The 26,849-nt window shown below is 71.4% G+C and carries 27 protein-coding genes; 18 read left to right on the top strand and 9 right to left on the bottom strand.

Going from position 1 to position 26,849, the window contains the following annotated elements:
• The first annotated feature begins 89 nt into the window (after positions 1 to 89).
• Genes JAN01S_RS07470 through mshC form a run of 5 tightly spaced genes read left to right on the top strand, consistent with a single transcriptional unit; the run spans position 90 to position 4,133 of the window.
• Positions 90 to 785 carry a hypothetical protein gene (locus JAN01S_RS07470; protein ID WP_157075648.1) on the top strand — a complete coding sequence of 232 codons (696 nt, stop codon included), beginning with the start codon at positions 90 to 92 and terminating at the stop codon, positions 783 to 785.
• Between the two features lie 49 nt (positions 786 to 834).
• Positions 835 to 1,551, top strand: coding sequence for an MSMEG_4193 family putative phosphomutase (locus JAN01S_RS07465; RefSeq protein ID WP_068316002.1), 717 nt, complete (start codon positions 835 to 837; stop codon positions 1,549 to 1,551).
• Positions 1,548 to 2,075, top strand: coding sequence for a DUF3090 domain-containing protein (locus JAN01S_RS07460; RefSeq protein WP_068316001.1), 528 nt, complete (start codon positions 1,548 to 1,550; stop codon positions 2,073 to 2,075). Before JAN01S_RS07465 ends, JAN01S_RS07460 begins: the two co-directional genes overlap by 4 nt.
• Before the next feature lie 3 nt (positions 2,076 to 2,078).
• Entirely contained in the window at positions 2,079 to 2,867 is a 789-nt protein-coding gene (locus JAN01S_RS07455; protein WP_068315999.1) for an SCO1664 family protein, read from the top strand.
• A gap of 24 nt (positions 2,868 to 2,891) precedes the next feature.
• Positions 2,892 to 4,133: a cysteine--1-D-myo-inosityl 2-amino-2-deoxy-alpha-D-glucopyranoside ligase gene (gene mshC, locus JAN01S_RS07450; protein ID WP_068315997.1), complete on the top strand. Its 1,242-nt coding sequence runs from the start codon at positions 2,892 to 2,894 to the stop codon at positions 4,131 to 4,133.
• Positions 4,134 to 4,220: 87 nt separating this feature from the next.
• On the opposite strand, the gene JAN01S_RS07445 is transcribed toward mshC, so the two are convergent.
• The gene (locus JAN01S_RS07445; protein ID WP_068315995.1) at positions 4,221 to 5,078 is read right to left on the bottom strand and encodes a PAC2 family protein; all 858 of its coding nucleotides are present in this window, start codon (positions 5,076 to 5,078) and stop codon (positions 4,221 to 4,223) included.
• Between the two features lie 34 nt (positions 5,079 to 5,112).
• Here JAN01S_RS07445 and JAN01S_RS07440 point away from each other — a divergent pair, with 34 nt between their 5' ends.
• Positions 5,113 to 5,814 (top strand): HAD family hydrolase, encoded by a 702-nt coding sequence (locus JAN01S_RS07440; protein ID WP_068315993.1) that lies wholly within the window; start codon positions 5,113 to 5,115, stop codon positions 5,812 to 5,814.
• A gap of 184 nt (positions 5,815 to 5,998) precedes the next feature.
• Here the strand turns inward: JAN01S_RS07440 and JAN01S_RS07435 are convergent, their stop codons facing one another.
• The gene (locus tag JAN01S_RS07435) at positions 5,999 to 6,844 is read right to left on the bottom strand and encodes a RecB family exonuclease (protein ID WP_068315990.1); all 846 of its coding nucleotides are present in this window, start codon (positions 6,842 to 6,844) and stop codon (positions 5,999 to 6,001) included.
• Positions 6,841 to 10,560, bottom strand: coding sequence for a methionine synthase (gene metH / locus JAN01S_RS07430; protein WP_218000011.1), 3,720 nt, complete (start codon positions 10,558 to 10,560; stop codon positions 6,841 to 6,843). The genes JAN01S_RS07435 and metH overlap by 4 nt, the downstream gene beginning before the upstream one ends.
• A 77-nt stretch (positions 10,561 to 10,637) precedes the next feature.
• Between metH and JAN01S_RS07425 the strand changes: the two genes are divergently transcribed.
• From JAN01S_RS07425 to arc, 3 genes are read left to right on the top strand one after another with little or no spacing between them, the layout of a single operon-like run.
• Positions 10,638 to 11,741, top strand: a complete 1,104-nt coding sequence (locus JAN01S_RS07425; RefSeq protein WP_068315984.1) for a site-2 protease family protein — start codon at positions 10,638 to 10,640, stop codon at positions 11,739 to 11,741.
• An 11-nt stretch (positions 11,742 to 11,752) separates the two neighbouring features.
• On the top strand, positions 11,753 to 12,769 hold the full coding sequence (locus tag JAN01S_RS07420; RefSeq protein ID WP_068315981.1) for a tRNA (adenine-N1)-methyltransferase: 1,017 nt from the start codon (positions 11,753 to 11,755) through the stop codon (positions 12,767 to 12,769).
• Between the two features lie 55 nt (positions 12,770 to 12,824).
• Positions 12,825 to 14,483, top strand: coding sequence for a proteasome ATPase (gene arc, locus JAN01S_RS07415; protein WP_068315979.1), 1,659 nt, complete (start codon positions 12,825 to 12,827; stop codon positions 14,481 to 14,483).
• Between the two features lie 31 nt (positions 14,484 to 14,514).
• Here arc and JAN01S_RS07410 read toward each other — a convergent pair whose 3' ends face one another.
• The 5 genes from JAN01S_RS07410 to JAN01S_RS07390 are packed head-to-tail and all read right to left on the bottom strand — an operon-like array spanning position 14,515 to position 17,818.
• The gene (locus JAN01S_RS07410; protein WP_068315976.1) at positions 14,515 to 14,880 is read right to left on the bottom strand and encodes a hypothetical protein; all 366 of its coding nucleotides are present in this window, start codon (positions 14,878 to 14,880) and stop codon (positions 14,515 to 14,517) included.
• 10 nt (positions 14,881 to 14,890) lie between these two features.
• A complete protein-coding gene (locus JAN01S_RS07405; RefSeq protein WP_068315973.1) occupies positions 14,891 to 15,244 on the bottom strand; it encodes a hypothetical protein in 354 nt (117 codons plus the stop codon).
• 9 nt (positions 15,245 to 15,253) lie between these two features.
• Complete coding sequence (locus tag JAN01S_RS17335) at positions 15,254 to 15,832, bottom strand: DUF3054 domain-containing protein (protein WP_084360093.1); 579 nt, start codon at positions 15,830 to 15,832, stop codon at positions 15,254 to 15,256.
• Between the two features lie 16 nt (positions 15,833 to 15,848).
• Entirely contained in the window at positions 15,849 to 16,853 is a 1,005-nt protein-coding gene (locus JAN01S_RS07395; RefSeq protein ID WP_068315966.1) for an alpha/beta hydrolase, read from the bottom strand.
• Positions 16,850 to 17,818, bottom strand: coding sequence for an alpha/beta hydrolase (locus tag JAN01S_RS07390; RefSeq protein WP_157075647.1), 969 nt, complete (start codon positions 17,816 to 17,818; stop codon positions 16,850 to 16,852). Before JAN01S_RS07390 ends, JAN01S_RS07395 begins: the two co-directional genes overlap by 4 nt.
• 149 nt (positions 17,819 to 17,967) lie before the next feature.
• Here JAN01S_RS07390 and JAN01S_RS07385 point away from each other — a divergent pair, with 149 nt between their 5' ends.
• The 8 genes from JAN01S_RS07385 to JAN01S_RS07350 all read left to right on the top strand — a co-directional run bounded on the left by JAN01S_RS07385 (position 17,968) and on the right by JAN01S_RS07350 (position 24,750).
• A complete protein-coding gene (locus tag JAN01S_RS07385; protein ID WP_068316072.1) occupies positions 17,968 to 18,513 on the top strand; it encodes a GNAT family N-acetyltransferase in 546 nt (181 codons plus the stop codon).
• A gap of 9 nt (positions 18,514 to 18,522) precedes the next feature.
• Entirely contained in the window at positions 18,523 to 20,019 is a 1,497-nt protein-coding gene (gene dop / locus JAN01S_RS07380) for a depupylase/deamidase Dop (RefSeq protein WP_068315962.1), read from the top strand.
• Positions 20,020 to 20,051: 32 nt separating this feature from the next.
• Entirely contained in the window at positions 20,052 to 20,249 is a 198-nt protein-coding gene (locus JAN01S_RS07375) for a ubiquitin-like protein Pup (RefSeq protein ID WP_068315959.1), read from the top strand.
• Positions 20,246 to 21,070, top strand: a complete 825-nt coding sequence (gene prcB / locus JAN01S_RS07370) for a proteasome subunit beta (RefSeq protein WP_068315956.1) — start codon at positions 20,246 to 20,248, stop codon at positions 21,068 to 21,070. Before JAN01S_RS07375 ends, prcB begins: the two co-directional genes overlap by 4 nt.
• The gene (prcA, locus tag JAN01S_RS07365; RefSeq protein WP_084360089.1) at positions 21,067 to 21,762 is read left to right on the top strand and encodes a proteasome subunit alpha; all 696 of its coding nucleotides are present in this window, start codon (positions 21,067 to 21,069) and stop codon (positions 21,760 to 21,762) included. Before prcB ends, prcA begins: the two co-directional genes overlap by 4 nt.
• A gap of 9 nt (positions 21,763 to 21,771) precedes the next feature.
• Positions 21,772 to 23,160 carry a Pup--protein ligase gene (gene pafA, locus JAN01S_RS07360; RefSeq protein ID WP_068315953.1) on the top strand — a complete coding sequence of 463 codons (1,389 nt, stop codon included), beginning with the start codon at positions 21,772 to 21,774 and terminating at the stop codon, positions 23,158 to 23,160.
• Positions 23,161 to 23,228: 68 nt separating this feature from the next.
• Positions 23,229 to 24,272: an FKBP-type peptidyl-prolyl cis-trans isomerase gene (locus JAN01S_RS07355; RefSeq protein WP_068315949.1), complete on the top strand. Its 1,044-nt coding sequence runs from the start codon at positions 23,229 to 23,231 to the stop codon at positions 24,270 to 24,272.
• A gap of 91 nt (positions 24,273 to 24,363) precedes the next feature.
• Positions 24,364 to 24,750 (top strand): FKBP-type peptidyl-prolyl cis-trans isomerase, encoded by a 387-nt coding sequence (locus JAN01S_RS07350; RefSeq protein ID WP_068315946.1) that lies wholly within the window; start codon positions 24,364 to 24,366, stop codon positions 24,748 to 24,750.
• Positions 24,751 to 24,886: 136 nt separating this feature from the next.
• Here JAN01S_RS07350 and JAN01S_RS07345 read toward each other — a convergent pair whose 3' ends face one another.
• Positions 24,887 to 25,996 carry a DUF3866 family protein gene (locus tag JAN01S_RS07345; protein ID WP_068315942.1) on the bottom strand — a complete coding sequence of 370 codons (1,110 nt, stop codon included), beginning with the start codon at positions 25,994 to 25,996 and terminating at the stop codon, positions 24,887 to 24,889.
• Positions 25,997 to 26,034: 38 nt separating this feature from the next.
• On the opposite strand from JAN01S_RS07345, the gene JAN01S_RS07340 reads away from it, so the two are divergent.
• Positions 26,035 to 26,849 (top strand): helix-turn-helix transcriptional regulator (locus JAN01S_RS07340; protein ID WP_068315939.1); only part of this gene is annotated, 815 nt, incomplete at its 3' end.

The following is a 26,849-nucleotide window of genomic DNA, read 5'->3' as shown; positions in this document are numbered from 1 at the left end:
CGAGCGCCCACAGCCGGCGTGTGCCGTGCAAGATCGTCGGTGTGCCGCACGAGCGTCACGTCGAGACTTCGAGCAGGGGGTACGTCCTCATGACGGACATGCAGGAGCAGAGCCGGCTGATCACCGAGGTGGCCAGGTCACTCGTCGCCGTGGCACCCGAGGGGTGGACCGGGATCGACTACACCACGCACATGCTGCGTGGCCAGCAGCAGGCGCGGCTGTGGATCGACACGTCGGAGGGGCGCAAAGGCGCCTTCTCCGGTGATGACACGATGCCGCTGATGCGCGAGCTGCGCGCGGCGATGTACGAGCCGGGCAAGGGCACTTTCTACACGGCCAACTTCGTGGTCACGGCCGCGGACGGCTCGGTGCGCACCGACTTCGAGTACGACGCTGAGCCCGACTGGGACATGGTCCCGGGCCAGTACCTCGTCGACCTCGAGGCATTCCCTCGTGACGAGGAGCACCGGCCAGAGTGGCTGCGAGCCCGCATCGCCGAAGCCAACGCTCCGGTCGTCCCCGAGGTCGACTCGCGTCCTGACCCGGAGCTCGTCGCGATCGCCGAGGAGATGTTCGCGCGGATGCCCGGTGGCGAGGGCCCCCTCACGAGCCGCGAGCTGCGCGAGGGACTCGGTGTGCTCGTCACCCGGCAGTCGCGGGGCGGCGGCAAGCTCTTCGTCGCCACGGACCGGTCCGTGATGTTCTCCTCGTCCGCAGAGAGCGTCGAGCAGGGGTTCGAGCGATTCCTCGCCGGCGAGCGCTACCGCCCTTCGCCCCAGCAGTAGTCCGGCTGGGACCCTGGGGGACTCCGCAGCTGGCGCCTAGGGTGAGGGCGTGGCCTACTGCATCCTCATCCGACACGGGCGGTCGACCGCCAACACCCAGGGCGTCCTCGCGGGGTGGACCGAAGGGGTCGCCCTCGACGAGACGGGGAGCGACCAGGCGATCGCCCTCGTCGGTCGGCTCGAGGGCACGCCGCTCGTCCACGTCGCCACCTCGCCGCTGCAGCGGTGCCGGGAGACGGCCGCCCCGCTCGTCGCAGCCCACGGCCTCGAGGCGGTCGTCCACGACGGTCTGGGGGAGTGCCGCTACGGCGCGTGGACCGGACGCTCCCTCAAGGACCTCGTCAAGGAGCCGCTGTGGCGCACCGTCCAGGACCGCCCGAGCGAAGCGGTCTTCCCCGACGGCGACGAGTTCCCGGGTGAGTCGATCCGGGCGATGTCCGAGCGGGCCGTGGCGGCAGTCCGCGAGATCGACGCGGCGGTGACCGCGCAGCACGGCAAGCACGCCGTGTGGGCTGCGGTCAGCCACGGCGACGTCATCAAGGCGATCCTCGCGGACGCGGTCGGCACGCCCCTCGACGACTTCCAGCGGGTGCACGTCGACCCTGCCTCCATCTCGGTCGTGCACTACACCGACACCCGTCCGATGATGCTGCGCAGCAATGACACCGGCAGCTCGGCGCTGCGCCCTCCCACGCCGAGCGAGGACAGCTCCGACACCGGGGACGCCGCAGTGGGTGGCGGCGCGGGACTAGGGTCGACGTCATGACACTCGTCGAGTTCGACCCTCCGGAGCGCTTCGTGCTGGGCACGGTGGGTCCGCCCGGGCAGCGCGAGTTCTTCCTCCAGGCCAGCGACGGCAGCCGCCGGGTGCAGATGGCCCTCGAAAAGCTGCACGCCCAGGTCCTCGCCGAGCGCATCGGCGAGCTGCTCGACCAGGTCGCCGGCCTGGAGTCGACCGTGGCCGCCGCTGCCGCGGCCGCGGACAACGCGCCGCTCGACACGCCGATCTCGCAGGACTTCCGCGTCAGTGCCCTCGCCCTGTCGTGGGACGACGAGCGGCACGTCGTCGTCATCGAGGCACACGACCACGACCCGGACGAGGTGGACGACCTCGACCCGGTGGAGGAGCGACACAGCCTGCGGGTCTCGCTCCCACCGGCCCAGGCGCGCGCCTTCGCCCGGCGCTGCGAGACGGTCGTGCGGGCCGGCCGCCCGTCCTGTCCCTTCTGCGGTGGACCCGTCGACGAGAGCGGACACATCTGCCCCCGAGCCAACGGCTACAAGCGCTGACCGGTGGCTGCACCCCCTTCGCTCCACGACGGTGAGCTCGCCGTCCTCGGACGCCACCCGCTCGCCAGCAATCTCGTCCTCGTCGCCGAGGTGCGCGCCGCCGGCGCAGACCCCGTGACCGTCGCCTACAAGCCGGTCGAGGGCGAGCGTCCGCTGTGGGACTTCCCGGACGGCACCCTCGCGGCACGTGAGGTGGCCGCCTCCCGGATCGACGAGCTGGGAGGCTTCGGTCTCGTCCCCGAGACGGTCTGGCGCGACGGGCCGCTCGGTCCCGGCGCCGTGCAGCGGTGGATCGGCGAGATCACCACGCCCTGCCCGACCCCGGTCTCGGTCGACCCGCCCGGTGGGGTGCCCGAGGGCAACATCGTCGTGCTGGAGGGCGAGGACGCGGCGGGCGCCCCCCTTCTCCTGTCACACCCCGATGACCCCCGGCTGCGCTCGATGGCCGTGCTCGACGCCGTGCTCAACAACTCCGACCGCAAGGGCGGCCATGTGCTCGAGCACGACGGCCGGCTGTGGGGGATCGACCACGGGGTCGGCCTGCACGAGGAGCCGAAGCTGCGCACCGTCTTGTGGGGCTGGGCCAGTGACCCGATCCCGCAGGAGGACCTGGCGCGGCTCGCCCGCCTCGCCGCCGAGCTGGACCGACCCGAGGTGGCGGCCGAGCTGATGGTGCTGCTGACGCCCTGCGAGGTCGAGGCGCTCGGCGCGCGCGTCGAGTCCCTGCTGACCTCCGGGACCCACCCGGAGCCGTCAGGGGAGTGGCCCTCGATCCCGTGGCCACCGCTGTGACGGGCACCTCGTAGGCTGTCCCGCGTGAGAGCCTGGCCGTCGCCCCACCTGCCCGTCGTCCCCGGAGACCCCGTCGCCCTGCGTCTGCACGACGTGGCCCGTGACGAGGTGGCTCCCGTCGAGGCGGCCGACCCGGCGCGCGTCTACGTCTGCGGTGTCACGCCGTACGACACGACGCACATGGGGCACGCCGCGACCTACGTGACCTTCGACCTGGTCAACCGGGCGCTGCGTGACGGCGGCCGTGCGGTCACCTACGTGCAAAATGTCACCGACGTCGACGACCCGCTCTTCGAGCGCGCGGCGCGCGACGGAGTGGACTGGCGTGAGCTCGGGCAGGAGCAGATCGCGCTCTTCCTCGAGGACATGACGGCGCTCGGGGTCATCCCGCCGGAGCACTTCATGGGGGTCATGGAGTCGATGCCGGAGATCATCGCGTCGGTGCAGGCGCTCGTGGAACGCGGTGTGACGTACGAGGTCGAGGAGGACGGGGTGCGCGACACCTACCTCGACCTCACCGCAGCAGGAGGACTCGGCGAGCTGAGCCACCTCGACCGCGACACGATGCTGGAGTTCTCCGCCGAGCGCGGCGGTGACCCGCAGCGTCCCGGCAAGCGCGACCCACTCGACCCGATGCTCTGGCGCGGGGAGCGCGATGGCGAACCCGCTTGGGACGCAGGCGCGCTCGGGCGCGGCCGGCCCGGCTGGCACATCGAGTGCACCGCGATCGCCATGGCCCACCTCGGCGACCGCATCGACGTGCAGGGCGGCGGGACGGACCTGGTCTTCCCGCACCATGAGATGTCGGTGGTGCAGGCGGAGGCGCTGACGGGGGAGCGGCCCTTCGCCGCGCACACCGCGCACCAGGCGATGGTCGCCTACGACGGCGAAAAGATGAGCAAGTCCAAGGGCAACCTCGTGCGGGTCTCGACGCTGCGGGCCGAGGGTGTCGACCCGATGGCGATCCGCCTCGTGCTCCTCGGGCACCACTACCGCGGTGAGTGGGAGTGGGTCGACGCCGACCTCACGGCCGCGCAGGAGCGGCTCGAGCGTTGGCGCTCTGGACTCTCGACCGACGGGGGGCCGGACGCCACGGAGACGATCGCCGCGGTGCGCTCGGCCCTGGCCGACGACCTCGACACCCCGACCGCGCTGGCGGTCGTGGACGCGTGGGTCGAGACCTCGCTCGGCGAGGGCGGCGACGTGCGGTCCGCGCCGGGTGAGCTGGCGCGGGCGATCGACGCGCTGCTCGGCGTGCGGCTGTAGGGGACCCCACCCAGTCCCGGTTCGAGGTATTCCTGAGCCTCTGGGAGGGCCGGTCCCACCTCGACCCACGGCAGGGATGAAGTGGGGTCAGGCCGGCCCTGAGGTGTCGTCGCCACGCCGGCGCAGGTACCGCTCGAACTCCTTGGCGATGGCGTCGCCGCTCGCCTCGGGCAGCTCGGAGGTGTCCTGGGCGCTCTCGAGCGCCGAGACGTACTCGGCGACGTCCTCGTCCGTGTTGGCGAGCTCGTCGACCCCGCGCTCCCACGCCTGGGCCTCCTCCTCGAGGTCGCCGTGGTCGATGACCGTGTCGAGGAAGTCCTCCAGCTGGACGAGGAGGGCGAGCGAGGCCTTGGGGCAGGGCACCTGTGAGGCGTAGTGGGGCACGGCCGCCCACGCGGAGATCGAGACCATCTCCGCCTGCGTGGCGCCGTCGGCGACGACCCCGGTGATGCCTGTGGGGCCCTCGTAGCGGGCCGGCTCGAGCTCGTAGCGGTAGGCGGTCGCCTCGTCCTCGCTGGAGCACGTGACGGGGATGGGGCGCGAGTGGGCGACGTCGGCCAACAACGCGCCGAGGGTGATCACGGTCGTCACGCCGTGGGAGGCCGCCAGGTCGAGGATCTCGGTGGTGAAGGCGCGCCACCGGAAGGACGGCTCGATGCCCGTCACGAGGAGCACATCGCGACCGAGGCTGTCGGGGGAGGCGAGCAGGATGCGCGTGGTGTTCCAGTGGATGCCGCGGCCCTGGCCCTGGTTGATGACGCGCGGGCGGGTGACCTGGAAGTCGTAGTAGTCCTCGGGATCGATGGCGGCGACCGTCTCGGCGTCCCACAGCTCGCCCAGGTGCTCGATGACGCGGGAGGCAGCCTCACCGGCGTCGTTCCACCCCTCGAAGGCGCAGATCATCACCGGGTCGTGCAGCTCGGGCAGGTCCTCGATCTCGATCACGTGCTCAGCCTACGTCGGGCTACCGTGGGGCCCTGTGAGCACTGCGCACCCCACGAACGAGTCCGCCCTGCCCGCCGCCGTCCTCTGGGACATGGACGGCACCCTCGTCGACACCGAGCCCTACTGGATGGTCGCCGAGTATGAGCTCGTCGAGGAGTACGGCGGCACGTGGACCGACGAGCTCGCCCTGGCCCTCGTCGGCAACCCGCTGCTCGTCTCGGCGCAGTTCCTCATCGACAACTCCCCGGTGACCCTGACGCCGGAGCAGGTCGTCCACCGCATGCAGTCGCGCGTCGTCGAGCAGATCGCCGATGAGGTGCCGTGGCGTCCCGGAGCGCGCGAGCTGCTCGCCGCAGGCCGGGAGGCCGGTGTCCCTGCCGCCCTGGTCACCATGTCCTGGACCGACCTCGCCCGAGCGGTCGTCGACGCCACGCAGCCCGGCTCCTTCGAGTTGCTCGTCACCGGCGACGTCGTCACCCATGGCAAGCCGCACCCGGAGCCCTACCTCACCGCCGCCGCGCGACTCGGGGTCGACCCGACGGCCTGCGTGGCCCTCGAGGACTCGCCGACGGGCGTCCGCTCGGCAGTGGCCGCCGGCGTGCCGACCCTGGCCATCCCGCACCACGTCGCGATCCCCGAGATCCCCGGAGCGGTGCGCGTGGACACGCTGGCCGGGCTCACCCCCTTCGACCTGCGTCCGCTGGCCACCGGCGCCGGAGACCCCGCGCGCACCTGAATACGCATTACCCCGGGCAAATGCGCGCTCTAGGGCCACCTACATCTGCATTTCCCCGGGCAAATGCGCGCTCTAGGGCTACCTACATCTGCATTTCCCCGGGCAAATGCGCGCTCTGGGGCCACCTGACCGCGCATTTCCCGGGGCAATGCGCGGTCTGGGTCGCACGTGAATCTGCATTGCCTTAGGGCAATGCAGAGTCCTGGTCATCGCCCGGCGTGGCCTCGGGCGTGATGATCTCGATCGTCTCGGGCAGCTCGGGCGGGGTGCCGCCGAAGGCGGGGCACAGCGGCTTGAAGTCGCACCAGCCGCACAGCCGCGACGGGTTGGGCCGGAAGTCACGGGTCGTCACGGCCTGCTCGATGGCCGCCCAGACCGCGCGGACATTGCGCTCGAGCCCGAGCAGATCGGCCTCGTCGGGTTCGTACCGGATGATCGTGCCGTCGCCGAGGTAGACCAGCTGGAGCAGGTCGGGCACGCGCCCGGTCCGGCGCCAGATGACCAAGCCGTAGAAGCGCATCTGGAACAGCGCCTTGCCCTCGAATCCGGCGCCCGGAGCCCGGCCGGTCTTGTAGTCGACGACGCGCACCTGGCCGGTGGGGGCGACGTCGAGCCGGTCGATGATGCCGCGCAGGACGAGCCCGTCGACCTCGGTCTCGACCTTGACCTCACGTTGAGCCGGCTCGAGCCTCGACGGGTCCTCGAGGGTGAACCAGCGGTCCACGAGCCGCTCGGCCGCCGAGAACCACGACTCGTGCGTGAGCGAGGCGTCGTCGGCGAGCATCGTCGCCAACTCGGGCCGCTCCTCGACGAGAGCCGCCCATCGCCCGGGCACGAGGGCGCGCGCCGCCTCGGGGGTGCGCTCGGCCGCGGGCAGCTCGAAGACCTCTTCGAGCACCGAGTGCACGAGCGTCCCGCGTGCCGCAGCGGGCGACGGCGCCTCGTCGAGGCGGTCGATCGTGCGGAAGCGGAACTTCAGCGGGCACTGCTTGAAGTCCGCGGCCCGGGACGGGGAGAGCGCCGCCCTCACTCGGGGGAGTAGCCCAGGTTGGGTCCGAGCCAGCGCTCGGCCTCCTGCATCGTCCAGCCCTTGCGCGCCGCGTAGTCCTCGACCTGGTCCTTGCCCAGGCGCCCGACGACGAAGTACTGGCTGTCCGGGTGGCCGAAGTACCAACCCGACACCGCGGCACCCGGCCACATCGCCATGCCCTCGGTGAGCTCGATGCCGATCTCGTCGACGTCGAGCAGCGACCAGAGCGTCTTCTTCTCCGTGTGGTCCGGGCAGGCCGGGTAGCCGGGAGCCGGTCGGATGCCGTCGTAGGCCTCCTTGATGAGCTCCCGGTTGTCGAGGGACTCATCCGGCGCGTACCCCCAGAACTGCGTGCGCACCCGCTCGTGCAGCCGCTCGGCGAAGGCCTCGGCGAAGCGGTCCGCGAGGGCCTCGAGGAGGATCGCGTTGTAGTCGTCGTTGTCCGCCTTGAACTCGGCGATCTTTTCGGCAGCGCCGATGCCGCCGGTCACCGCGAAGGCACCGATCCAGTCCTTGATGCCCGTGTCCTTCGGCGCGACGAAGTCGGCGAGGCTGCGGTTGGGCACACCCGCACGGTGCTTGCCCTGCTGGCGCAGCATGTGCAGCGTGTGCGCGACCTCGGAGCGGGACTCGTCGGTGTAGATCTCGATGTCGTCGCCCACCGCGTTGGCGGGGAAGAGGCCGATGACGCCCTTGGCGGTCAACCACTTCTCCTCGATGATCCGGTCGAGCATCACCTGGGCCTCGTCGTAGAGCTTGCGGGCCACCTCGCCCGTCGCCGGGTTGTTGAGGATGTCGGGGAAGGCCCCCTTGAGCTCCCAGGCGTTGAAGAAGGGCTGCCAGTCGAAGTACTCGCGCAACTCGGCCAGGTCGTAGTCGACGAAGACCTCCCGCATGGGCGTCACGCCCGACAAGTGCGGCTGCTCGGCACTCCAGTCGATCGGGGTGCGCGCCTCCTGCGCCTCGTCGTAGGTCAGCAGCGGGCGATCGCCCTGCTTGGCCGCGTGGCGTCGCCGCAGCGCCTCGTAGTCGGCGGCCACCTCGTCGAGCAGCTTGGTCCGCCCGGTCGCGCTGAGCAGCTGGCTGACGACCGGCACCGACCGCGAGGCGTCCTTGACCCACACGACGGGGCCGTCGTACTGCTGGTCGACCTTGACCGCGGTGTGTGCGCGGGACGTCGTGGCACCGCCGACGAGGAGCGGGATGTCGAAGCCCTGGCGCTGCATCTCGGAGGCGACACCGACCATCTCGTCGAGCGACGGGGTGATGAGGCCGGACAGGCCGATGACGTCCGCGCCCTTCTCCTTCGCCGTCTCGAGGATCTTCTGCGTCGGCACCATGACGCCGAGGTCGATGACCTCGTAGTTGTTGCACTGCAGGACCACGCCGACGATGTTCTTGCCGATGTCGTGGACGTCGCCCTTGACCGTCGCCATGACGATCAGGCCCTTGGACCGGTCGGTGTCACCGGGCTTCTTGGCGGCCTCGATGTGGGGGATGAGGTGGGCGACCGCCTTCTTCATCACCCGCGCGGACTTCACGACCTGCGGCAGGAACATCTTGCCGGCGCCGAAGAGGTCGCCGACGACGCCCATGCCGTCCATGAGCGGGCCCTCGATGACCTCGAGCGGCTCGCCGCCGGCCTCGTCGATCTCGACGCGCAGCGCCTCGGTGTCCTCGACGACCCACGTGTCGATCCCCTTGACCAGGGAGTGCGTGATGCGTTCGCGAAGGGGGAGCTCGCGCCACTCCTGCGTCGCCTCCTCCTCCTTGGCCCCGGTCCCGCGGAAGCGCTCGGCGATCTCGAGCAGGCGCTCGGTGGAGTCGGGGCGCCGGTTGAGCACGACGTCCTCGATCCGCTCGCGCAGCTCCGGGTCCACCGTGTCGTACGGGACGAGGGCGCCGGCGTTGACGATGCCCATGTCCATGCCCGCGTTGATCGCGTGGTAGAGGAAGACCGCGTGGATCGCCTCGCGCACGGGGTTGTTGCCGCGGAAGGAGAACGAGACGTTGGAGACACCGCCGGAGACGAGGACGCCCGGCAGGTTGTCCTTGATCCAGCGGGTGCCCTCGATGAAGTCGGTGCCGTACTCGGCGTGCTCCTCGATGCCCGTGGCCAGCGCGAAGATGTTGGGGTCGAAGACGATGTCCTCGGCGGGGAAGCCGACGTCCTCGGTGAGGATCGTGTACGCGCGCTGGGCGATCTCCTTGCGGCGCTCCAGGTTGTCGGCCTGGCCCTCCTCGTCGAAGCCCATGACGACGATCGCCGCGCCGTACTTGCGGCACAGGCGGGCCTGCTCGACGAAGGGCTCGACGCCCTCCTTCATGGAGATCGAGTTGACGATCGCCTTGCCCTGGGTGCGCTGCAGGCCGGTCTCGATGACTTCCCACTTCGAGGAGTCGATCATCAGCGGCACCCGGGAGATGTCCGGCTCGGAGCCGACGAGGTTGACGAAGGTGCCCATGGCGGCGACGCCGTCGAGCATGCCCTCGTCCATGTTGATGTCGATGACCTGCGCGCCGTTGTCGACCTGCTGCGCGGCGACGGCGAGAGCCGCCGGGTAGTCGTCGGCCTCGATGAGCTTGCGGAACTTCGCCGATCCCGTGACATTGGTCCGCTCACCGACGTTGACGAAGAGCGAGTCGGCGGTGACGTTGAAGGCCTCCAGACCCGAGAGCCGTAGTGCCGGCTCGACCTCGACCGGGACGTGCGGGGCGGCGCCGGCGGCCCCCTTCGCAATCGCCTCGACGTGCTCGGGGGAGGAGCCGCAGCACCCACCGATGAGGTTGACCAGACCGCTCGTGGCGAACTCGGAGACGAGCGAGGCCATGTGCTCGGGGTCCTGGTCGTACTCGCCGAAGGCGTTGGGCAGGCCCGCGTTGGGGTAGGCGGAGATGAAGGTGTCGGCGACCCGACCCAGCTCCACGACGTACTGGCGCAGGTCCTCGGCGCCGAGCGCGCAGTTCAGGCCGACCGCGAGCGGACGGGCGTGGCGCACGGAGTTCCAGAACGCCTCCGTCGTCTGCCCCGTCAGGGTGCGACCGGACGCGTCGGTGATCGTGCCGGAGATGATGACCGGCCACCGTCGGCCGTGCTGCTCGAAGAGGGTCTCGAGGGCGAAGATCGCTGCCTTGGCGTTGAGCGTGTCGAAGATGGTCTCGACGAGCAGCAGGTCCGCCCCGCCCTCGACGAGGCCGGACGCCTGCTCGAGGTAGGCCTCGACGAGCTCGTTGAAGGTGATGTTGCGCTTGCCGGGGTCGTTGACGTCGGGCGAGATCGACGCGGTGCGGTTGGTCGGACCCATGGCGCCCATGACCCAGCGCGGGCGGCCGTCCTGCGCGGCGTACTCGTCAGCGGCGACGCGGGCGAGGCGCGCGGCCTCGACGTTCATCTCACGCGCGAGGTCCTCCATGCCGTAGTCGGCCATGGAGATGCGCTGCGCGTTGAAGGTGTTGGTCTCGATGAGCTCGGCGCCGGCCTCGAGGTACTGCCGGTGCAGGTCGGTGATCAGGTCCGGCTGGGTCAGCACGAGCAGGTCGTTGTTGCCCTGCAGGTCGCTCGCCCAGTCCGCGAAGCGCTCCCCGCGGAAGTCGGCCTCCGACAACCCCTGACGCTGGATCATCGTGCCCATCGCGCCGTCCATCACGAGGACGCGCTCGCGCAGTGCCTGCGTGAGCTCGTCGGTGGCGTCGGGGCGCAGATCGGTGTCGGTCACCGTGTGGATCCTTGGTCGTCGGGGGCGAAGTGCGCCCTCATTATCCCCACAGGGGCCTCTCGCCTAGGGTCGTGTCCATGTCAGCGCCTCCGGAGCAGCCCCCGCGAGGGATCCGGCTGGCCACGATCGCCTCGATCCCCGTCTACCTCGGCTGGTCCTGGCTCATCATGGGCGGCCTCGTCGTCTTCGTCGTCGGGCCCTCGGCGGCCCAGTCGTACGGGGCGGCCACCGGCTACTCCATCGCCGTCGTCTACGCCCTGGCGCTCCTCGTGAGCGTCCTGGCGCACGAGGCGGCGCACGCGATCGCCGCCCGCACCTTCGGCCACACCGTGCACAGGGTCGTCGCGGACCTGTGGGGCGGGCACACCGCCTTCGAGGCCTCGCGGGCCACGCCCGCGACCTCCGCCGCCATCGCTGTCGTGGGTCCACTCACCAATGCGGTCCTCGGTGTCGTCTGCCTCGTCGCGTCGACCGCCCTGGACGGCATCCCCGGGACGGTGCTCGGAGGTGTCGCCTTCGTCAACGGCGCGCTCGCGGTCCTCAACCTGCTGCCCGGCCTGCCCCTCGACGGCGGCCAGATCGTCGAGGCCGGCGTCTGGGCGGTCACCAAGGACCAGGGCCGGGCGCGGGTCGCCGCGGGCCACCTGGGCCGCGGCCTGGTCATCGCCATCGTCATGGCGGTCATCGGCTTCCCCCTGCTGCGGGGCCAGTCGCCGGGCCTGAGCACGATCCTGTGGACCGCGCTCGTCGGCAGCTTCCTCTGGTCGGGCGCGACCCAGGCGATCGCGCACGGTCGTGCCCTCGGCACGCTCTCGGGGCTGGACGTGCCCGAGCTCCTGGAGCCGGCCGCCGGCATCCGACGGGACCGACCGATCAGCGAGCTGACCTCCCTTCGCGCCCTCCCGATCGTGCTCGACGAGCAGGGTGCGCCGGTCGGCCTCATCGACCACGACGCCCTGCGGAGCGTCCCGCCGCAGGCGGTGGACACCACGCCGGTCTCCGCGGTGACGACCAACGCGCCGGACGGGTGGGCGGTCGAGCTCACCCCGGGTCGGGAGGCGCTGGAGCTGGTCTCGGCCTTCCAGGAGTCGCGGTCCCGACTCGTCGCGGTGAGCGAAGGGGGAGTCCTGCGGGGCATCGTGCGGGTCGAGCGGGTCAACGCGGCCCTGTCGCACAACTAGACTCGCGCACCATGAGCGCCACCGGATCCGCCTACCGCCGCGGCCCCTTCCGTGAGGGGGACCGCGTCCAGTTGACCGACCCCAAGGGGCGGCTGCACACGATCACCCTGACGCCGGGCAAGCAGTTCCACACCCATCGGGGACACGTGAAGCACGACGACCTCATCGGTGCGCCCGACGGGTCGACGATCACCAACACGGCGGGCACCGAGTACCTCGCGCTGCGACCGCTGCTGTCCGACTACGTCATGTCGATGCCGCGCGGTGCCGCCGTCGTCTACCCCAAGGACGCCGGCCAGATCGTCACGATGGCCGATGTCTTCCCCGGCGCCGTCGTCGTCGAGGCCGGCGTGGGCTCCGGCGCCCTGTCGATGTCGCTCCTGCGGGCCGTGGGGGAGAGCGGCGCGGTGCACTCCTTCGAGCGGCGCGCCGACTTCGCCGAGATCGCGAAGGCCAACGCGCGCGCCTTCTTCGGCGAGGACCACCCCGCGTGGACCGTCACCGTGGGTGACCTCGTCGAGTCCCTGCCGTCCGCGGTCGAGCCCGGCAGCGTCGACCGGGTCGTCCTCGACATGCTCGCCCCGTGGGAGTGCCTCGAGGTCGTCGCCGAGGCGCTCGCGCCCGGTGGTGTGCTCATCTGCTACGTCGCCACGGCCACCCAGCTGAGCAAGGTCGCCGAGGCGATGCGCGACTTCGGCACCTTCACCGAGCCCGAGGCCTGGGAGTCGCTCGTGCGCGGCTGGCACCTCGAGGGTCTCGCCGTGCGCCCGCAGCACCGCATGCACGGGCACACCGGCTTCCTCATCACGACTCGCCGGCTCGCCCCGGGCATCACCCCGCCGATGCGCAAGCGTCGCCCGGGCAAGGGCTACGCCGCCCAGGAGGGCGACGAGAGCACGGCTCCGGCCGAGGTGCCGCCGGGCGCCGACGACGCCGAGTGGACCTCCGAGGCCCTCGGGGAGCGGGTCGCGTCGGAGAAGAAGATGCGCAAGCTCGCCCGAGGCGTGGTCCCTCCGACGCCGCGATAGGGCGAAGGGGGAGACTGGAGGCAGCCGACACCCCCGGCCCGAAGGGAGCACGACGATGACGACCGAGCCCACGCCCCAGGACGTGCGGGCCCTGCAGGACAAGCTGACCCAGCAGAAGTCGCAGATGGCGACCGTCGCCTCGCAGAACGAGCGCCTCGTGCGCACGCTCAAGGACGCCCGCCAGCAGATCGTCACCCTCCGGGAGGAGATCGAGCGGCTGGCCCAGCCCCCTTCGTCCTATGCCGTGGTCGTCGACGTCAACGACGACGGGACCGCCGATGTCCTCTCCGGCGGCCGCAAGATGCACGTCGCCGTCTCCCCGGCGGTCGAGACCGGTGAGCTCGGGGTCGGCCGTGAGGTGCGGCTCAACGAGGCGATGAACATCGTGTCGGTGCACCCCGAGGACGTCGCCGGCGAGGTCGTCGTCGTCAAGGAGGTCCTCGACGACGACCGCCTCCTCGTGCTGATGCGCCAGGACGAGGAGCGGGTCGTGCGCAGCGGCGGCCGGGTGACCGGCAAGCAGGTGCGCGTCGGTGACGCCGTGCTCGTCGACCAGCGCAGCAACATTGCCGTCGAGCGCATCCCGCGGGCCGAGGTCGCCGACCTCGTCCTCGAGGAGGTGCCCGACCTCGACTACGACGACATCGGTGGCCTCAGCACGCAGATCGAGGCGATCCGCGATGCCGTCGAGCTGCCCTACCTGCACGCCGAGCTCTACGAGCGCCACCAGCTCAAGGCGCCCAAGGGCGTGCTCCTCTACGGCCCGCCCGGCAACGGCAAGACGATGATCGCCAAGGCGGTCGCGGCCTCGCTGGCCCGCAAGGTCGCCGAGCGGACCGGGCAGGACAGCGCGACCGCCTACTTCCTCAACATCAAGGGCCCGGAGCTGCTCAACAAGTACGTCGGCGAGACCGAGCGGCACATCCGGCTGATCTTCCACCGCGCACGGGAGAAGTCGAGCGACGGCACCCCCGTCGTCGTCTTCTTCGACGAGATGGACAGCCTCTTCCGCACCCGCGGTTCCGGCGTCTCCTCCGACGTCGAGACGACGATCGTCCCGCAGCTGCTCGCGGAGATCGACGGTGTCGAAGGCCTGGACAACGTCATCGTCATCGGCGCGACCAACCGCGAGGACATGATCGACCCGGCGATCCTGCGTCCCGGGCGCCTCGATGTGAAGATCAAGATCGAGCGCCCCGACGCCGAGGGTGCCCGCGACATCTTCAGCAAGTACCTCACCGCCGAGCTGCCCCTGCACCCCGAGGACCTCGAGGAGCACGACGGCGACCGGCAGGCCACCGTCGAGGGGATGATCGAGGCGGTCGTCGAGCGGATGTACGCCGAGAGCGACGACAACCAGTTCCTCGAGGTGACCTACCAGGGCGGCGACAAGGAGATCCTCTACTTCAAGGACTTCAACTCCGGCGCGATGATCCAGAACATCGTCGACCGGGCGAAGAAGGCCGCGATCAAGGACCTCATCACGACCGGCGCCGAGGGCCTGCGGGTCGGTCACCTGCTCGACGCGTGCATCGCGGAGTTCAAGGAAAATGAGGACCTGCCCAACACGACGAACCCCGACGACTGGGCGCGCATCTCGGGCAAGAAGGGCGAGCGGATCGTCTACATCCGCACGCTCATCGGCGGCAAGTCCGGCGCCGCGGAGCCCGGCCGCTCGATCGACACCGGCACGCGGACCGGGCAGTACCTCTAGGCGAGGTCTGCCCGGAAGCAGCCCGCCGGGCTCAGAGGACGACGACGAGACCGGCAGCAATCCCCAGCGTGAGCGCGAGCCCGCAGGCGCCCGCGAGAGTCCCGAGCGCGATCCCGCCGAGCCGCGGCAGCCACGACCGCTGCACGGCGACGACGACGAGGAACAGCGCGATCAGGAGCGTCCCGACGGCGAGCGGTGTCGCGAGGAAGGCGGCGAAGGCCAGCACGTCCTTCGGCGTGAGGGTGCACCCGAAGCCGAGCCCCTCGCACTGACCGCCGGCGTTGGCGTCGGGTGCGACGACCCAGGCGACGCCCCAGCCGATGATCGCGACCAGGAGCCAGGCGCCGAGGGTCGCGACCGCGCGGCGACCGCGGTGCGGCGCAGGGGGAGGGGTCAAGCCGGCCGCGTCAGGCGATCAGACTTACGGCGAGCCACATGAGCGTCACGGTCACGGCCACCGTGGCGACGCCGACGAGGCTCGACACGTTGCCCAGCGCGCAGGCGCTGCGCCCCGGCAGGGCTCGCGCATGCGCCCCGCCCAGCGCGACCGCGAGCCCGACGACGAGCGCGGGCACGAGGAAGGGAGCGGCCACGACCATGACGTAGGGGAAGAGGTAGCCGATCGCCCCACCGATCTCCGAGGGCAGCAGGCGCGCCGCCACCACGGGCAGGATGACGGGAGTCACGAAGAGCCAGGCCACGACGGCCGCGGAGGCCCCGGCGGCACGGAGGCATCGAGAGCCCCGAGTGGTGGTGTCCATGGGGTCAGGTTAGTCCTGCGGTCGAGGGTCCTCGGGCGCGCGCGGCTGGCGGATGTCCAGCACCTCGGCGACCCGGTCCCGGTCGCCGGGCGGGACGACGCCGCGGCCGCGGGTCCGGTCGGACGGACCGTGCAGGTCCTCGAGGCCGAGGGGGTCACCCACGCGGGTGTGCTCGACCGGAGGGCGGCCACGTCCCCGGCGCGGGTCGCTCGTCGGCTCGGGACGCCGGCGGTCCAGGAACCACAGCACCAGCCGCCACCCGACGAGCGTGACGCCGAGGAAGGTCGTGGCCACGATGACGAAGGGCAGGGCCGTGCCCTGACCGGCCATGTCCCGCAGGGCCATCCCGCCGAAGACCGTGGCGATCCAGACGGTGAGGCCGTGCCACCAGCTGGTCGGCCAGGTCTGGCTCGACAGGGCCACGACGACCCAGCCGAGAGCCAGGCCGACGAGGAATGGCCAAGCGGTGCTCCACCATCCGGCCGGGTCGAGCGGCTCGGCGTGGGTGCGCCGGCCCACGAGGGTGAAGATCGCGACGACGAGCACGTCGAGACCGGCCGCCAGGGCGGTCCGGGGCCCCGGGGACATCAGTGCCTCGTCGCGCTCACGCACCGCGACCGCCCTCGACGAGGTGGCGTCGGATCTCGGTGACGAGCTCGTGGCGTGCCTGCGTGCCGCTGCGGGCCACCCCGGGGAAGCTCGCGAAGCCGTGCGGCAGCCCGAGGTAGTTGGTGACCCGCACCTCGACGCCGGCAGCCCGCAGGGCGTCGGCGTAGCGCAGCCCGTCGTCGCGGATTGGGTCGAGGTCGGCGGTCTGCACCAGCGCCGGCGCGACCCCGGTGACGTCGCCGAAGAGCGGGGAGACGATCGGGTCGGCGTAGCCGACGGCGTCGTCGGCCTCGCCGATGTAGTGCGCGCGGAAGGCGATGATCTTCGCCTCCGTGAGGATCGCCCCCTCGGAGTGCTCCCGGATCGACGGCGAGGCCATCGTCAGGTCGGTCGCCGGGTAGATCAGGGCCTGGTGGCGGATGACCGGCTCACCGGCCGCCGTCCGCAGGTCGCGCAGCTGCTGGGCGACGATCGCCGACAGGTTGCCGCCGGCGGAGTCGCCGCACAGGCCGATGCGGTCGCGGTCGACCTCGTGGTCGGCGTGCTCGTGCAGCCACCGGACGACGTCGATCGCGTCGTGGGTCGCCGTCGGGGCCCGGTGCTCGGGCGCCATGCGGTAGTCGACGCTCACGACCACGGCGTCGAGCTCGGCCGCCAGGTGGGCGCACAGCGGGTCGTACATCCGGGTCGACCCCTGCACCCAGCCACCACCGTGGAGGTAGACGAGGAGGGGGCGGTCCTCCCTTCGTCCGCCCGGCGTGTACCAGCGAAGGGGGATGCTCGCGCCGTCGCGCACCGGTGCGCTGCCGTCGTCGATCGTCATGTCTGCGGGCACGCGCCCGGTGATCCAGGCGAAGGGGGCGGACGTCGGGTAGACCTTGGCGCGGGCCGCCCGGATGTCCTCGAGCGTCGCGTCGACGATCGAGACCCGACCGATGTTGTCGAGGAAGGTCGTCAGGGCCGCGACGAGCGGCGGCAGGCCGGGGTAGGGGCGCTTCACGGGTGCTCCTCGTGCAGGTGGTGGGCGATCTCGCCGATGAGCTCTTCGAGGGCGGGCGCGGCCGCCGGGGCCAACCCGGGGAAGGTCTGGTAGCCGTGCGGAGCACCACGGTAGGTCGTGTGGCGGACCTCGACCCCGGCCTCCCGCAGCGCCTCGGCGTAGGCATCACCGTCAGGACGAAGGGGGTCGACCTCCGCCGTCTGCACGAGCGCCGGCGGCAGCCCGGTGAGGTCGCCGAAGGCGGGGGAGACGATCGGGTCGCGGTCGTCGCCCTCCTCGCCGAGGTAGAGGCTGCGGAAGGAGCGCAGCATGTCGGGCGTGAGGACGGGGTAGCGCTGCGTGAGCAGCTGGAGGTCCTCGGTCTCGCGGTCGGAGAGGTCCGGCGCGGGGTAGACGAGGGCCTGATGGCGCAGGCCGGCGAAGCCCTCGTCGCGCAGGGTCTGGGCCACGACAGCGGCGAGGTTGCCACCTGCCGAGTCGCCGGTGACCCCGACGGCATCGGTGCGTGCCCCGATCTCGGCCGCGTGCTCGATGGCCCAGCGGGTGGCGTCGAGGCAGTCGTGGGCGGCCAGGGGAGCGCGGTGCTCGGGGGCCATGCGATAGGCGACCGTGACCACGACGACCCGCGCCTGCGCGGCGATCTGCGTGCACAGCGGGTCGTAGACGCCCATGTGACCGAGGACGAAGCCGCCGCCGTGGAAGTGCATGAGCAGGGGCAGCGGCCCCTCGGCCTCGGGGCGGTGGACCCGGATCTTGATCTCGTGACCGTCGCGGGCGAGGATCCGCCGGGTCTGGGAGGTCACGCCGCGCTCGGGGCGACCGAAGAACCACGTGTACGGCGCCCGCATCGGGATGCTGGCGCGCATCCGGGACAGCTGCGCCGCCGTCATCTCCTCGGCCGGGACCCCCTTGCGGGTCAACCAGCCCAGCACCCGCGTCCGCCACGGCATCCACGTCGAAGTCACGGCCCCATTCCAACACGTCCGCACCGCTCCCTGAGGGGGCAACCACCCCGCTCCCTGAGGAGCTTGCGCAGCAAGCGTCTCGAAGGGTGGCCGTCCTCGACGTCGAAACTCGCTGGTGCCCCGCCGGCCGCTGCACGAGCATGTCCGTCATGGAGCTGCCCACCCCGACCCTGCTGACCGAGCGGCTGCGGCTGCGTCCGGTGGAGGACGAGGACGCAGGCTTCCTCTGGGAACTGATGTCCTCCCACTTCGTCCTGCGCTACTGGGACGAGCCGCCGTGGAGAGATCCGTCGCGCGCCCAGCGGTTCGTCGACGAGTCCAGGAGCGCCGCGTCCGAGGGGAGCGGTGCGCGGGTGATGGTCGAGAGGGTGGCGGACGGTGTCCGCCTGGGGTGGTGCGGGGTGAGCAGCTGGGACCCGACCTTCCGCAGCGCGGAGCTGACCCTGTGCTTCGGGGAGGCGTCCTGGGGGCACGGCCACGCGACCGAGGCCGGCGCGTCCCTGCTCGACTGGGCCTACGGCACCCTCGACCTCAACCGGGTCCAGGCGATGGCGGACACGCGCAACATCGCCTGCGGGCGAGTCCTGCACAAGCTGGGCTTCGTCCGCGAAGGCACGCTGCGGGAGGACTGCATCGTCGAGGGCGTTGTCTCCGACTCGTGGGTCTTCGGGCTGCTCGCGGGGGACCGCACCTAGGGTGGGCCCATGAGCGTGCGTCGGGTCATGGGCATCGAGACGGAGTACGGGATCGCCGTGCCGGGGCAGCCGTGGGCCAACCCGATGGTCGCGTCGGGCGAGGTCGTCACGGCCTACGCGCGGGCGCACGGGCTGCGGGCCGGGCACGGGGCCTGGGACTACAGCGACGAGCACCCGCTGGTCGACGCGCGCGGCTTCGAGATGCCGCGGGCACGGGCCGACATCTCCCAGCTGACCGACGTCGAGGACCCGACCCTGGCCAATGTCGTACTCGCCAACGGCGCACGCCTGTACGTCGACCACGCGCACCCCGAGTACTCCTCGCCGGAGGTCACCTCCCCGCGGGACGCGATCGTCTGGGACCGGGCGGGCGAGCTCGTCATGCGTGAGGTCGTCGAGCGCCTCGCCGCCCGCGAGCCGGGGATCAACCTCTACAAGAACAACACCGACGGCAAGGGTGCCTCCTACGGCACCCACGAGAACTACCTCGTCGCGCGGTCCACCCCCTTCGAGCGGATCGTGTCGCAGCTGACCCCCTTCTTCGTCGCGCGCCAGGTGATGTGCGGTGCGGGGCGGGTCGGCATCGGGCAGGAGAGCGAGCGCGCCGGGTACCAGATCGCCTCGCGCAGTGACTTCTTCGAGGCCGAGGTGGGGCTGGAGACCACCTTCAAGCGTCCGATCATCAACACCCGCGACGAGCCGCACGCCGACCCCGACGTCTGGCGCCGGCTGCACGTGATCATCGGCGACACCAACCAGGCGGACGTGGCCAACCTCGTCAAGGTCGGCTCGACCTCCCTCGTCCTGCGCCTCATCGAGGCCGGCGCGATCGACCGCGACCTGACGATCCTGCACCCCGTCGAGTCCCTGCGGGTGATCTCCCACGACCCCACCTGTCGGGCGACGGTACGGCTGCGCGACGGCCGCGAGCTCACGGCGGTGCAGATCCTCACCGAGTACCTCGAGATGGCGACCGCCTTCGTCGAGCGCGAAGGGAGCGACCCCGCCACCGACGAGGTCCTCGCCCACTGGGAGCGGCTCCTCGGACTGCTCGCGGGCGACCCGATGGACGCCGCCGCCGACATCGACTGGGTCGCGAAGCTCGCTCTGCTGCAGCGCTACCGGGACCGCGACGGGCTTGCCTGGGACGACCACCGTCTGCGCGCCATCGACATCCAGTGGTCCGACGTGCGCCCCGCCAAGGGGATCTTCCACAAGCTCGAGGCCGCCGGCCGGCTCACCCGCCTCACCACCCACGAGGAGGTGCGTGCCGCCGTCGCGACGCCACCGGCCGACACCCGCGCCTGGCTGCGCGGCCGGGTCCTCGAGGCCTTCGGCGAGCACGTCGTGTCCGCCTCGTGGGACTCGCTGCTGCTGCGCCTGCCGCGGGCCGGGCGGGTCGCCCGCGTGTCGCTGCTCGACCCGACCGCCCACGGGCGCGAGGCGAGCGAGCACCTCGTCGCGGCCGGCGACGTCGACGACCTCGTGGCGGCGCTCGGGGCATAGGCTCGGAGCAGACCCACGGCAAAGGAGCAACGATGGCCCAGGAGCAGATCCGACCCCAGTCCGGTGGCGGTGGCGACGACGCGCAGCCCGAGGACGGCTTCGGCCAGGTGGGCGCGACCAACGCCGCCCGTGACGAGGGCATCGACTCGGTACTCGACGAGATCGACGGTGTCCTGGAGTCCAATGCCGAGGAGTTCGTCAAGGGCTTCGTGCAAAAGGGCGGTCAGTGAGCCGCGACCCCGCGCAGGGACGACTGCCCGCGGCCTACCTGGCCGCGGGCGGGTCCTCCTTCACGGACTTCGTCGCCCAGCACGACCCGCACCTGCTGCCCGGGCGACGCGCGACCCAGACGGGCGGGGCCATCGAGGCACCGCACGGCACGACGATCGTCACCCTGACCTGTGAGGGCGGGCTCGTCATGGCGGGGGACCGGCGCGCGACCCTCGGCAGCCTCATCGCCAACCGGGACATGCGCAAGGTCTTCGCCGCCGACGAGCACTCGCTCGTCGGCATCGCCGGCGCGGCCGGCGTGGCGATCGAGATGGTGCGCCTCTTCCAGGTCGAGCTCGAGCACTACGAAAAGGTCGAGGGCGTCGTCATGTCCCTCGAGGGCAAGGCCAACCGGCTCGCGGCCATGCTCCGCGGCAACCTCGGCCTGGCGATGCAGGGCTTGTCCGTGCTCCCGGTGCTCGGTGGCTTCGACGCCACCGCCGGCGGCGGACGGATCTTTTCCTACGACGTCACCGGTGGCTGCTACGAGGAGCAGGAGCACCACAGCGTCGGCTCCGGCTCGCTCTTCGCCCGTGGCGCGCTCAAGAAGCTGTGGCGTCCCGACCTCGACCGCGCGTCCGCGGTGCGCGTGGCCCTGGAGGCCCTCTACGACGCGGCCGACGACGACTCGGCGACCGGCGGACCGGACGTGCACCGCCGCATCTGGCCGATGGTCGGCGTCGTCGACGCCGCCGGCGTGACCTTCGTCGACGAGTCCGAGTGCGAGGCCGTGGTCGCCGCGATCCTCGCCGACCGCCGCGGTGAGGGAGGTGCCCGGTGACGCAACCCCCCTTCTACGTCTCTCCCGAGCAGGTCATGGCCGACCGGGCCGACTTCGCCCGGGCCGGCATCGCCCGCGGACGCAGCGTCGTCGTCCTCGGCTACGACGAGGGGATCCTCCTCGTCGCCGACAACCCGAGCAGTCGCTCGCTCAACAAGATCAGCGAGATCTACGACCGCATCGCCTTCGCCGGCGTCGGCAAGTACAACGAGTTCGAGAACCTCCGTGTCGCCGGCATCCGCTACGCCGACCTGCGCGGCTACTCCTACGACCGCTCCGACGTCACCGCGCGTGCGCTGGCCAATGCCTACGCCCAGACGCTCGGCACGGTCTTCACCCAGGACCAGAAGCCCTACGAGGTCGAGATCGTCGTCGCCGAGGTCGGTCACGTCGTCGCCGACGACCGGATCTACCGGTTGGCCTACGACGGGTCGGTCGCCGACGAGCAGGGCTGGGTCGCCGTCGGTGGCGACAGTGCCCGTCTCAACGAGATCCTCGCCGAGCGCTGGCGCCCGGGCATGGACCTGCGGGACGCCCATGCCCTGGCGGTGGACGTCCTCTCCCTTCCCGACGAAGGGGGCGAGCCCGGTGATCTGCTGCCCGACGGGGCCCTCGAGATGGCCGTCCTGGAGCGCCACCGCACCCGGCGGTGCTTCCGGCGGATCACCGGCCCCCTTCGCGACGACGGATAGCCTGCAGTCGTGGAACGACGCATCTTCGGGATCGAGACGGAGTTCGGCATCACGGCCGTCTCCGACGGGCAGCGCCGGCTGACACCGGACGAGGTGGCGCGCTACCTCTTCCGCAAGGTCGTCTCGTGGGGCCGCTCGAGCAATGTCTTCCTGCCCAACGGGTCCCGGCTCTACCTCGACGTCGGCAGCCACCCCGAGTACGCGACCGCCGAGTGCGACGACCTGCTGACGCTCGTCGCGCACGACCGGGCCGGCGAGCTCATCGTCCAGGACCTCGTCGACGACGCCCAGCAGCGCCTCGAGGAGGACGAGGTCGCGGGCGAGATCTTCGTCTTCAAGAACAATGTCGACTCCGCCGGCAACTCCTACGGGTGCCACGAGAACTTCCTCGTGGCCCGCACCTCGGACTTCGCGGAGGTGACCGACCGGCTGCTGCCCTTCCTCATCAGCCGGCAGCTCATCGCCGGCACCGGCAAGCTCATGTCGACCGGGCGAGGGGCGCAGTTCTCCGTCAGCCAGCGGGCCGACCACATCTGGGAGGGCGTCTCCTCCGCGACGACGCGCTCGCGCCCGATCATCAACACCCGCGACGAGCCGCACGCCGACGCCGAGCACTACCGCCGCATGCACGTCATCGTCGGCGACTCGACGATGACCGAGACGACGACCCTGCTCAAGGTCGGGTCGGCGCACCTCGTGCTGCGGATGCTCGAGGACGGCGTCGCGCTGCCCGACATGTCGCTGGACAACCCGATCCGCGCGATCCGCGACATCAGCCTCGACCGGACCGGACGCACCCCGGTGAAGCTCGCCGACGGTCGGCGGATGAGCGCCCTGGAGATCCAGGGGGAGTACCTCGCGCGGGCCAAGGACTACGCGCAGCGCGAGGGCATCGACGACGACGTGAGCACCCGGGTGCTCGACCTGTGGGAGCGCACGCTCGACGCCGTGGCCACCGACGACCTGGGCAAGGTCGGCACCGAGATCGACTGGATCATCAAGTACCGCCTGCTCGACTCCTACGCCGCCAAGCACGGGCTCGACATCGCCGACCCGCGACTGGCCCAGCTCGACCTCGCGTACCACGACATCAACCCCCGGCGCGGGGTCCACCACGTGCTCCAGAGGGCCGGCAAGGCAGCGCGGGTCGTGACGGACGAGGACATCGCCGCCGCCGTCGACACGCCCCCGCAGACGACCCGCGCCCGGCTGCGGGGCGAGTTCGTCCGCACCGCCCGCGAGCACGGGCGGGACGTCACCGTGGACTGGGTGCACCTGAAGATCAACGACGAGGCCCAGCGCACCGTCCTGTGCAAGGACCCCTTCAAGGCCGTCGACGAGCGCGTCGACCGTCTGTTGGCCCTGCTCGCCTCCCGCCCCACGCCGACGGGGCCCTGAGTCAGGGGATGTCCAGACTCAGTGGTTAGGGTGACGCGCGTCGTGTCCCCGACCCATCGAGGTAGATCGTGCCCACCAAGGCCTCCCGCCTGACCTCCGTCGTCGCAGCGTCGGCCGCAGCCATGCTCGCCCTGAGTGCCTGCGGCGGTGACTCCGACCCGGACCCCACGAGTGATGCGTCGAGCGACGCCTCGTCCTCCGCGTCGTCCTCCTCGGGGGCGCCGACCCTGGCCGAGCCCGACCCCAAGGACGCCAAGAAGGTCGAGGCCATCGAGGTGACGGCCGGCAAGGGCAAGAAGGCCCCGTCGATCAAGATCGAGGACGCCCCGCTCTCCGTGGGCGAGACGACCCTCGACGTGAAGAAGGAGGGCTCGGGCAAGGCCCTGGCCTCCGACGCCTACGTCGAGGTCGACCTGGCGATGTTCTCCGGCAAGGACGGCAAGGCGATCGAGGGGTCGGAGACCTACACGACCAAGCCGATCCTCCTGCAGCCCGGGATGGAGGGCGGCCTGCCCGGGCTGAGCAAGGCGCTCTCCGGGCAAAAGGTCGGCGCGCACGGCGTGGCCGTCATGCCGCCCAAGGACCTCTTCGGCGAGCAGGGTGCCCCGCAGTACGGCATCGACGGCAAGGACAACCTCGTCCTTGTCTACGACGTGCGCTCGGTCATGCCCGAGACGGCCGAGGGCAAGACGGTCAAGCCCAAGGAGGGCCTGCCCGAGGTGAAGTTCCACGACGACGGCCCGGCCGACATCACGATCCCCAAGGACGCGCCCAAGCCGAAGAAGCTCGTCACGCAGAAGCTCATCGAGGGCGAGGGCGAGACGATCAAGGAGGGCGACCAGGTCATGGCCTCCTACACCGGCGTGCACTTCAAGGACGGCAAGGTCTTCGACACCTCCTTCAAGGAGGGCGGCGGCCCCTACCCCTTCGTCGTCGGCCAGCCCGGCACCATCCCGGCCTGGCACAAGGCCGCCGAGGGCGCCAAGGTCGGCGACCGGCTGCTCGTCGTCGTCCCGTCCAAGGAGGGCTACGGCAAGGAGGGCTCCCCGGACGGGAGCATCAAGCCCAACGAGGACCTCGTCTTCGTCATGGACCTCCTCGGCGCCTACTGATCCGCACCTGTGTACGTTCGTCGAGGTGCGAGGAGCGCCAGCGACGAGCCTCGAGACGCCCGACCCGACCATCTGACCCCAGGAGACGCACATGCCCTTCGACCCCACCACCACCAAGCCCGAGATCGACTTCCCCGAGGGCGACGCCCCCACCGAGCTCGTCGTCGAGGACATCACCGTCGGTGACGGCGCCGAGGTGACCGCCGGCTCGCCGATCCAGGCCCACTACGTCGGTGTCGCGCACTCGACCGGCGAGGAGTTCGACGCCTCGTGGAACCGTGGCGCCCCGCTCGCCTTCACCGCCGGCATCGGCCAGGTCATCAAGGGCTGGGACGACGGCCTGCTCGGCATGAAGGAGGGTGGCCGTCGCAAGATCACCATCCCGCCGCACCTGGGCTACGGCGACCGTGGCGCCGGCGCGGCGATCAAGGGCGGCGAGACCCTGATCTTCGTCGTCGACCTCGTCAAGGTGGGCTGACGCCCCCTTCGCCCCAGCGGTACCCACCTGAGCCCGCATCTCCCCGGGGAGATGCGGGCTCAGGTCTGCATTTCCCCGGGGAGATGCAGATCCTTGACGTCGAGAGGTTGCACTTGCCCGGGGAGATGCGCGTCTGTCAGGCCTGGGTGAGGGCCAGGAGGGACGCCGCGTGGCGGCCCGCGAGGGCGGCGGTGACGAAGGGGGTCGCGTCCTCCTGCGCGGACCGGCCCATGCTCGACAGGGGGACCGGCGAGGCCGCGAGGTCCGCGGCCACGCCGTCGACGGGACAGGTCACCGGGTGCGGGGAACCGGCGGACGCGGCGATGGCCGCCAGGAGCTGCTCGCGCACGAGCGGCCACGGCTCGTGGGGGCTGTCGGGCACGACGACGTCGGCCTCGCCGAGCAGGGCGCGTGAGAGCACCGTGCTCGTGTGGTGTGACAGGCCCCGGTGGCGGGGGCGGGGATCGCTTCCGGAGACGCGCGGCACCGCGATGCCGTGACCGCGCAGGACGTGCACGGCGTTGAGCACGTCCCCGGTCGACAACCCGGACCAGCCCCACGTCGTCGACGAACCCGCATTGCCCGGCCCCTGCGCGACGACCACCACGTCGCAGCCGAGGACGTGCCGGGCCGCGAGCAGCGCGGAGTGCACCGTGATCGCCTCGTGCTCGCCGCCGAAGGCCTGCCCGGCCGTGATCGTCGTGTCCAGCCACCCGGCCTCGACGAGGCGCGCGGCGCTGTCGGAGAGGGCGAAGGGGAGGGACGCCGAGTCGGTCATGACGTAGCCGACGCGCGCCTGCGGCGCGACCGCGCGCACCCCCGCGAGGACCGCGGGCAGGGCGGAGTGCAGCTCCGCGACGACGACGGGCATGCGGCGCAGGTCGCCGGCGGCGATGTCGGGGTGCTCGCGCATCGCGTCGTGGTGCGGCGACTCCTGCTCCTCGAGCGCCAGGACCATCTGCTGCAGTGGCGTGTAGCGCGCCTTGACGATGTGGCCGGGCGCGTCGGCCGGGTCGTCCGGCAGTCGGGTGGCGTCGGCGACGACGAGCGCGTGCCCGCCCGTGCCGAGCCGTCGGCGCAGGGCCGAGGCGTTGAGCAGGACCGTGTCGCCGACCTGTGGCGTGCCGACGAGGTCGGTCAGGGCGAGGGCCGGCGTGTCGGTGCCGTCGACGTCGACGCGCAGCCGCACGGCGCCCGCCCGGGAGCTCGTCACCTCGCGGACCGTGCCGATGCGCCAGTGGATCATGTCGGGCAGGTTAGCCTCAGCGTGACGAAGGGAGCGACGTGGCAGCACCCAACACCCCCGCGGCGAAGACCGAGCGCCTGCTCAACCTGACGATGAGCCTGCTCTCGTCCCGCATGCCGCTGTCCAAGCAGCGGATCCGCCGGATGGTCGAGGCCTACCAGGCCATCGAGACCGACGAGGCCTTCGACCGGATGTTCGAGCGGGACAAGGAGGACCTGCGTCGCATGGGCATCCCCCTGGTGACCGAGGACATCGGCGTCTTCGAGGACGAGCAGGGCTACCGCATCGACCAACGGGACTACGCCCTCCCGGCGGTGGAGCTGACGGCCGACGAGCGGGCCGTGGTCGGCCTGGCCAGCCGGGCCTGGGCGCACGCCACGATGGCCGGCAGTGCCGCGACGGCATGGCGCAAGGTCGCCTCGGGCGAGGAGGTGGGGGAGGACCCCTTCGTCGGCCTCGAGCCGCGCCTCGGTGGCGCCGAGCCGGCCTTCGAGCCGCTCAAGGACGCCGTGCTGACCGCACGTTCCGTGCGCTTCGACTACGCCCGCCCCGGGGCCGCGGGTGCCGCCACCCGCCGGGTCGACCCCTGGTACCTCACCGCGTGGCGCGGTCGCTGGTACCTCGTCGGCCACGACCTGGACCGCGAGGCGCCGCGGGTCTTCCGCCTCTCGCGCATCTCCTCGGACGTCGACGTCACCCGCGAGCCGATCAGCGTGCCGGTCCCCGACGACCTCGACCCGGTGTCGATGATCGCCGCCGTCGACGGTCGCGAACCCGAGCGCAGCCCGGCCGTGCTGCGGGTGCGAGCCGGGTCGGGTCACTGGCTGCGCCGGCGGGCGGAGCGGGTCGAGCC

The organism is Janibacter anophelis NBRC 107843 (assembly GCF_001570945.1).
Taxonomy (GTDB): domain Bacteria; phylum Actinomycetota; class Actinomycetes; order Actinomycetales; family Dermatophilaceae; genus Janibacter; species Janibacter anophelis.
Note: the sequence above shows the minus strand (reverse complement) of the source record. Positions and strands in the feature narration are given on the sequence as shown.

What these genes read in the sequence shown, in the direction of transcription:
- JAN01S_RS07470 (WP_157075648.1), top strand. Translation starts at nt 90, where the DNA reads ATGACGGACATGCAGGAGCAGAGCCGGCTGATCACCGAGGTGGCCAGG.
- JAN01S_RS07460 (WP_068316001.1), top strand. Translation starts at nt 1,548, where the DNA reads ATGACACTCGTCGAGTTCGACCCTCCGGAGCGCTTCGTGCTGGGCACG.
- JAN01S_RS07425 (WP_068315984.1), top strand. Translation starts at nt 10,638, where the DNA reads ATGTCAGCGCCTCCGGAGCAGCCCCCGCGAGGGATCCGGCTGGCCACG.
- JAN01S_RS07420 (WP_068315981.1), top strand. Translation starts at nt 11,753, where the DNA reads ATGAGCGCCACCGGATCCGCCTACCGCCGCGGCCCCTTCCGTGAGGGG.
- arc (WP_068315979.1), top strand. Translation starts at nt 12,825, where the DNA reads ATGACGACCGAGCCCACGCCCCAGGACGTGCGGGCCCTGCAGGACAAG.
- JAN01S_RS07405 (WP_068315973.1), bottom strand. Translation starts at nt 15,244, where the DNA reads ATGGACACCACCACTCGGGGCTCTCGATGCCTCCGTGCCGCCGGGGCC.
- JAN01S_RS17335 (WP_084360093.1), bottom strand. Translation starts at nt 15,832, where the DNA reads ATGTCCCCGGGGCCCCGGACCGCCCTGGCGGCCGGTCTCGACGTGCTC.
- JAN01S_RS07385 (WP_068316072.1), top strand. Translation starts at nt 17,968, where the DNA reads ATGGAGCTGCCCACCCCGACCCTGCTGACCGAGCGGCTGCGGCTGCGT.
- dop (WP_068315962.1), top strand. Translation starts at nt 18,523, where the DNA reads ATGAGCGTGCGTCGGGTCATGGGCATCGAGACGGAGTACGGGATCGCC.
- JAN01S_RS07375 (WP_068315959.1), top strand. Translation starts at nt 20,052, where the DNA reads ATGGCCCAGGAGCAGATCCGACCCCAGTCCGGTGGCGGTGGCGACGAC.
- JAN01S_RS07350 (WP_068315946.1), top strand. Translation starts at nt 24,364, where the DNA reads ATGCCCTTCGACCCCACCACCACCAAGCCCGAGATCGACTTCCCCGAG.
- JAN01S_RS07345 (WP_068315942.1), bottom strand. Translation starts at nt 25,996, where the DNA reads ATGATCCACTGGCGCATCGGCACGGTCCGCGAGGTGACGAGCTCCCGG.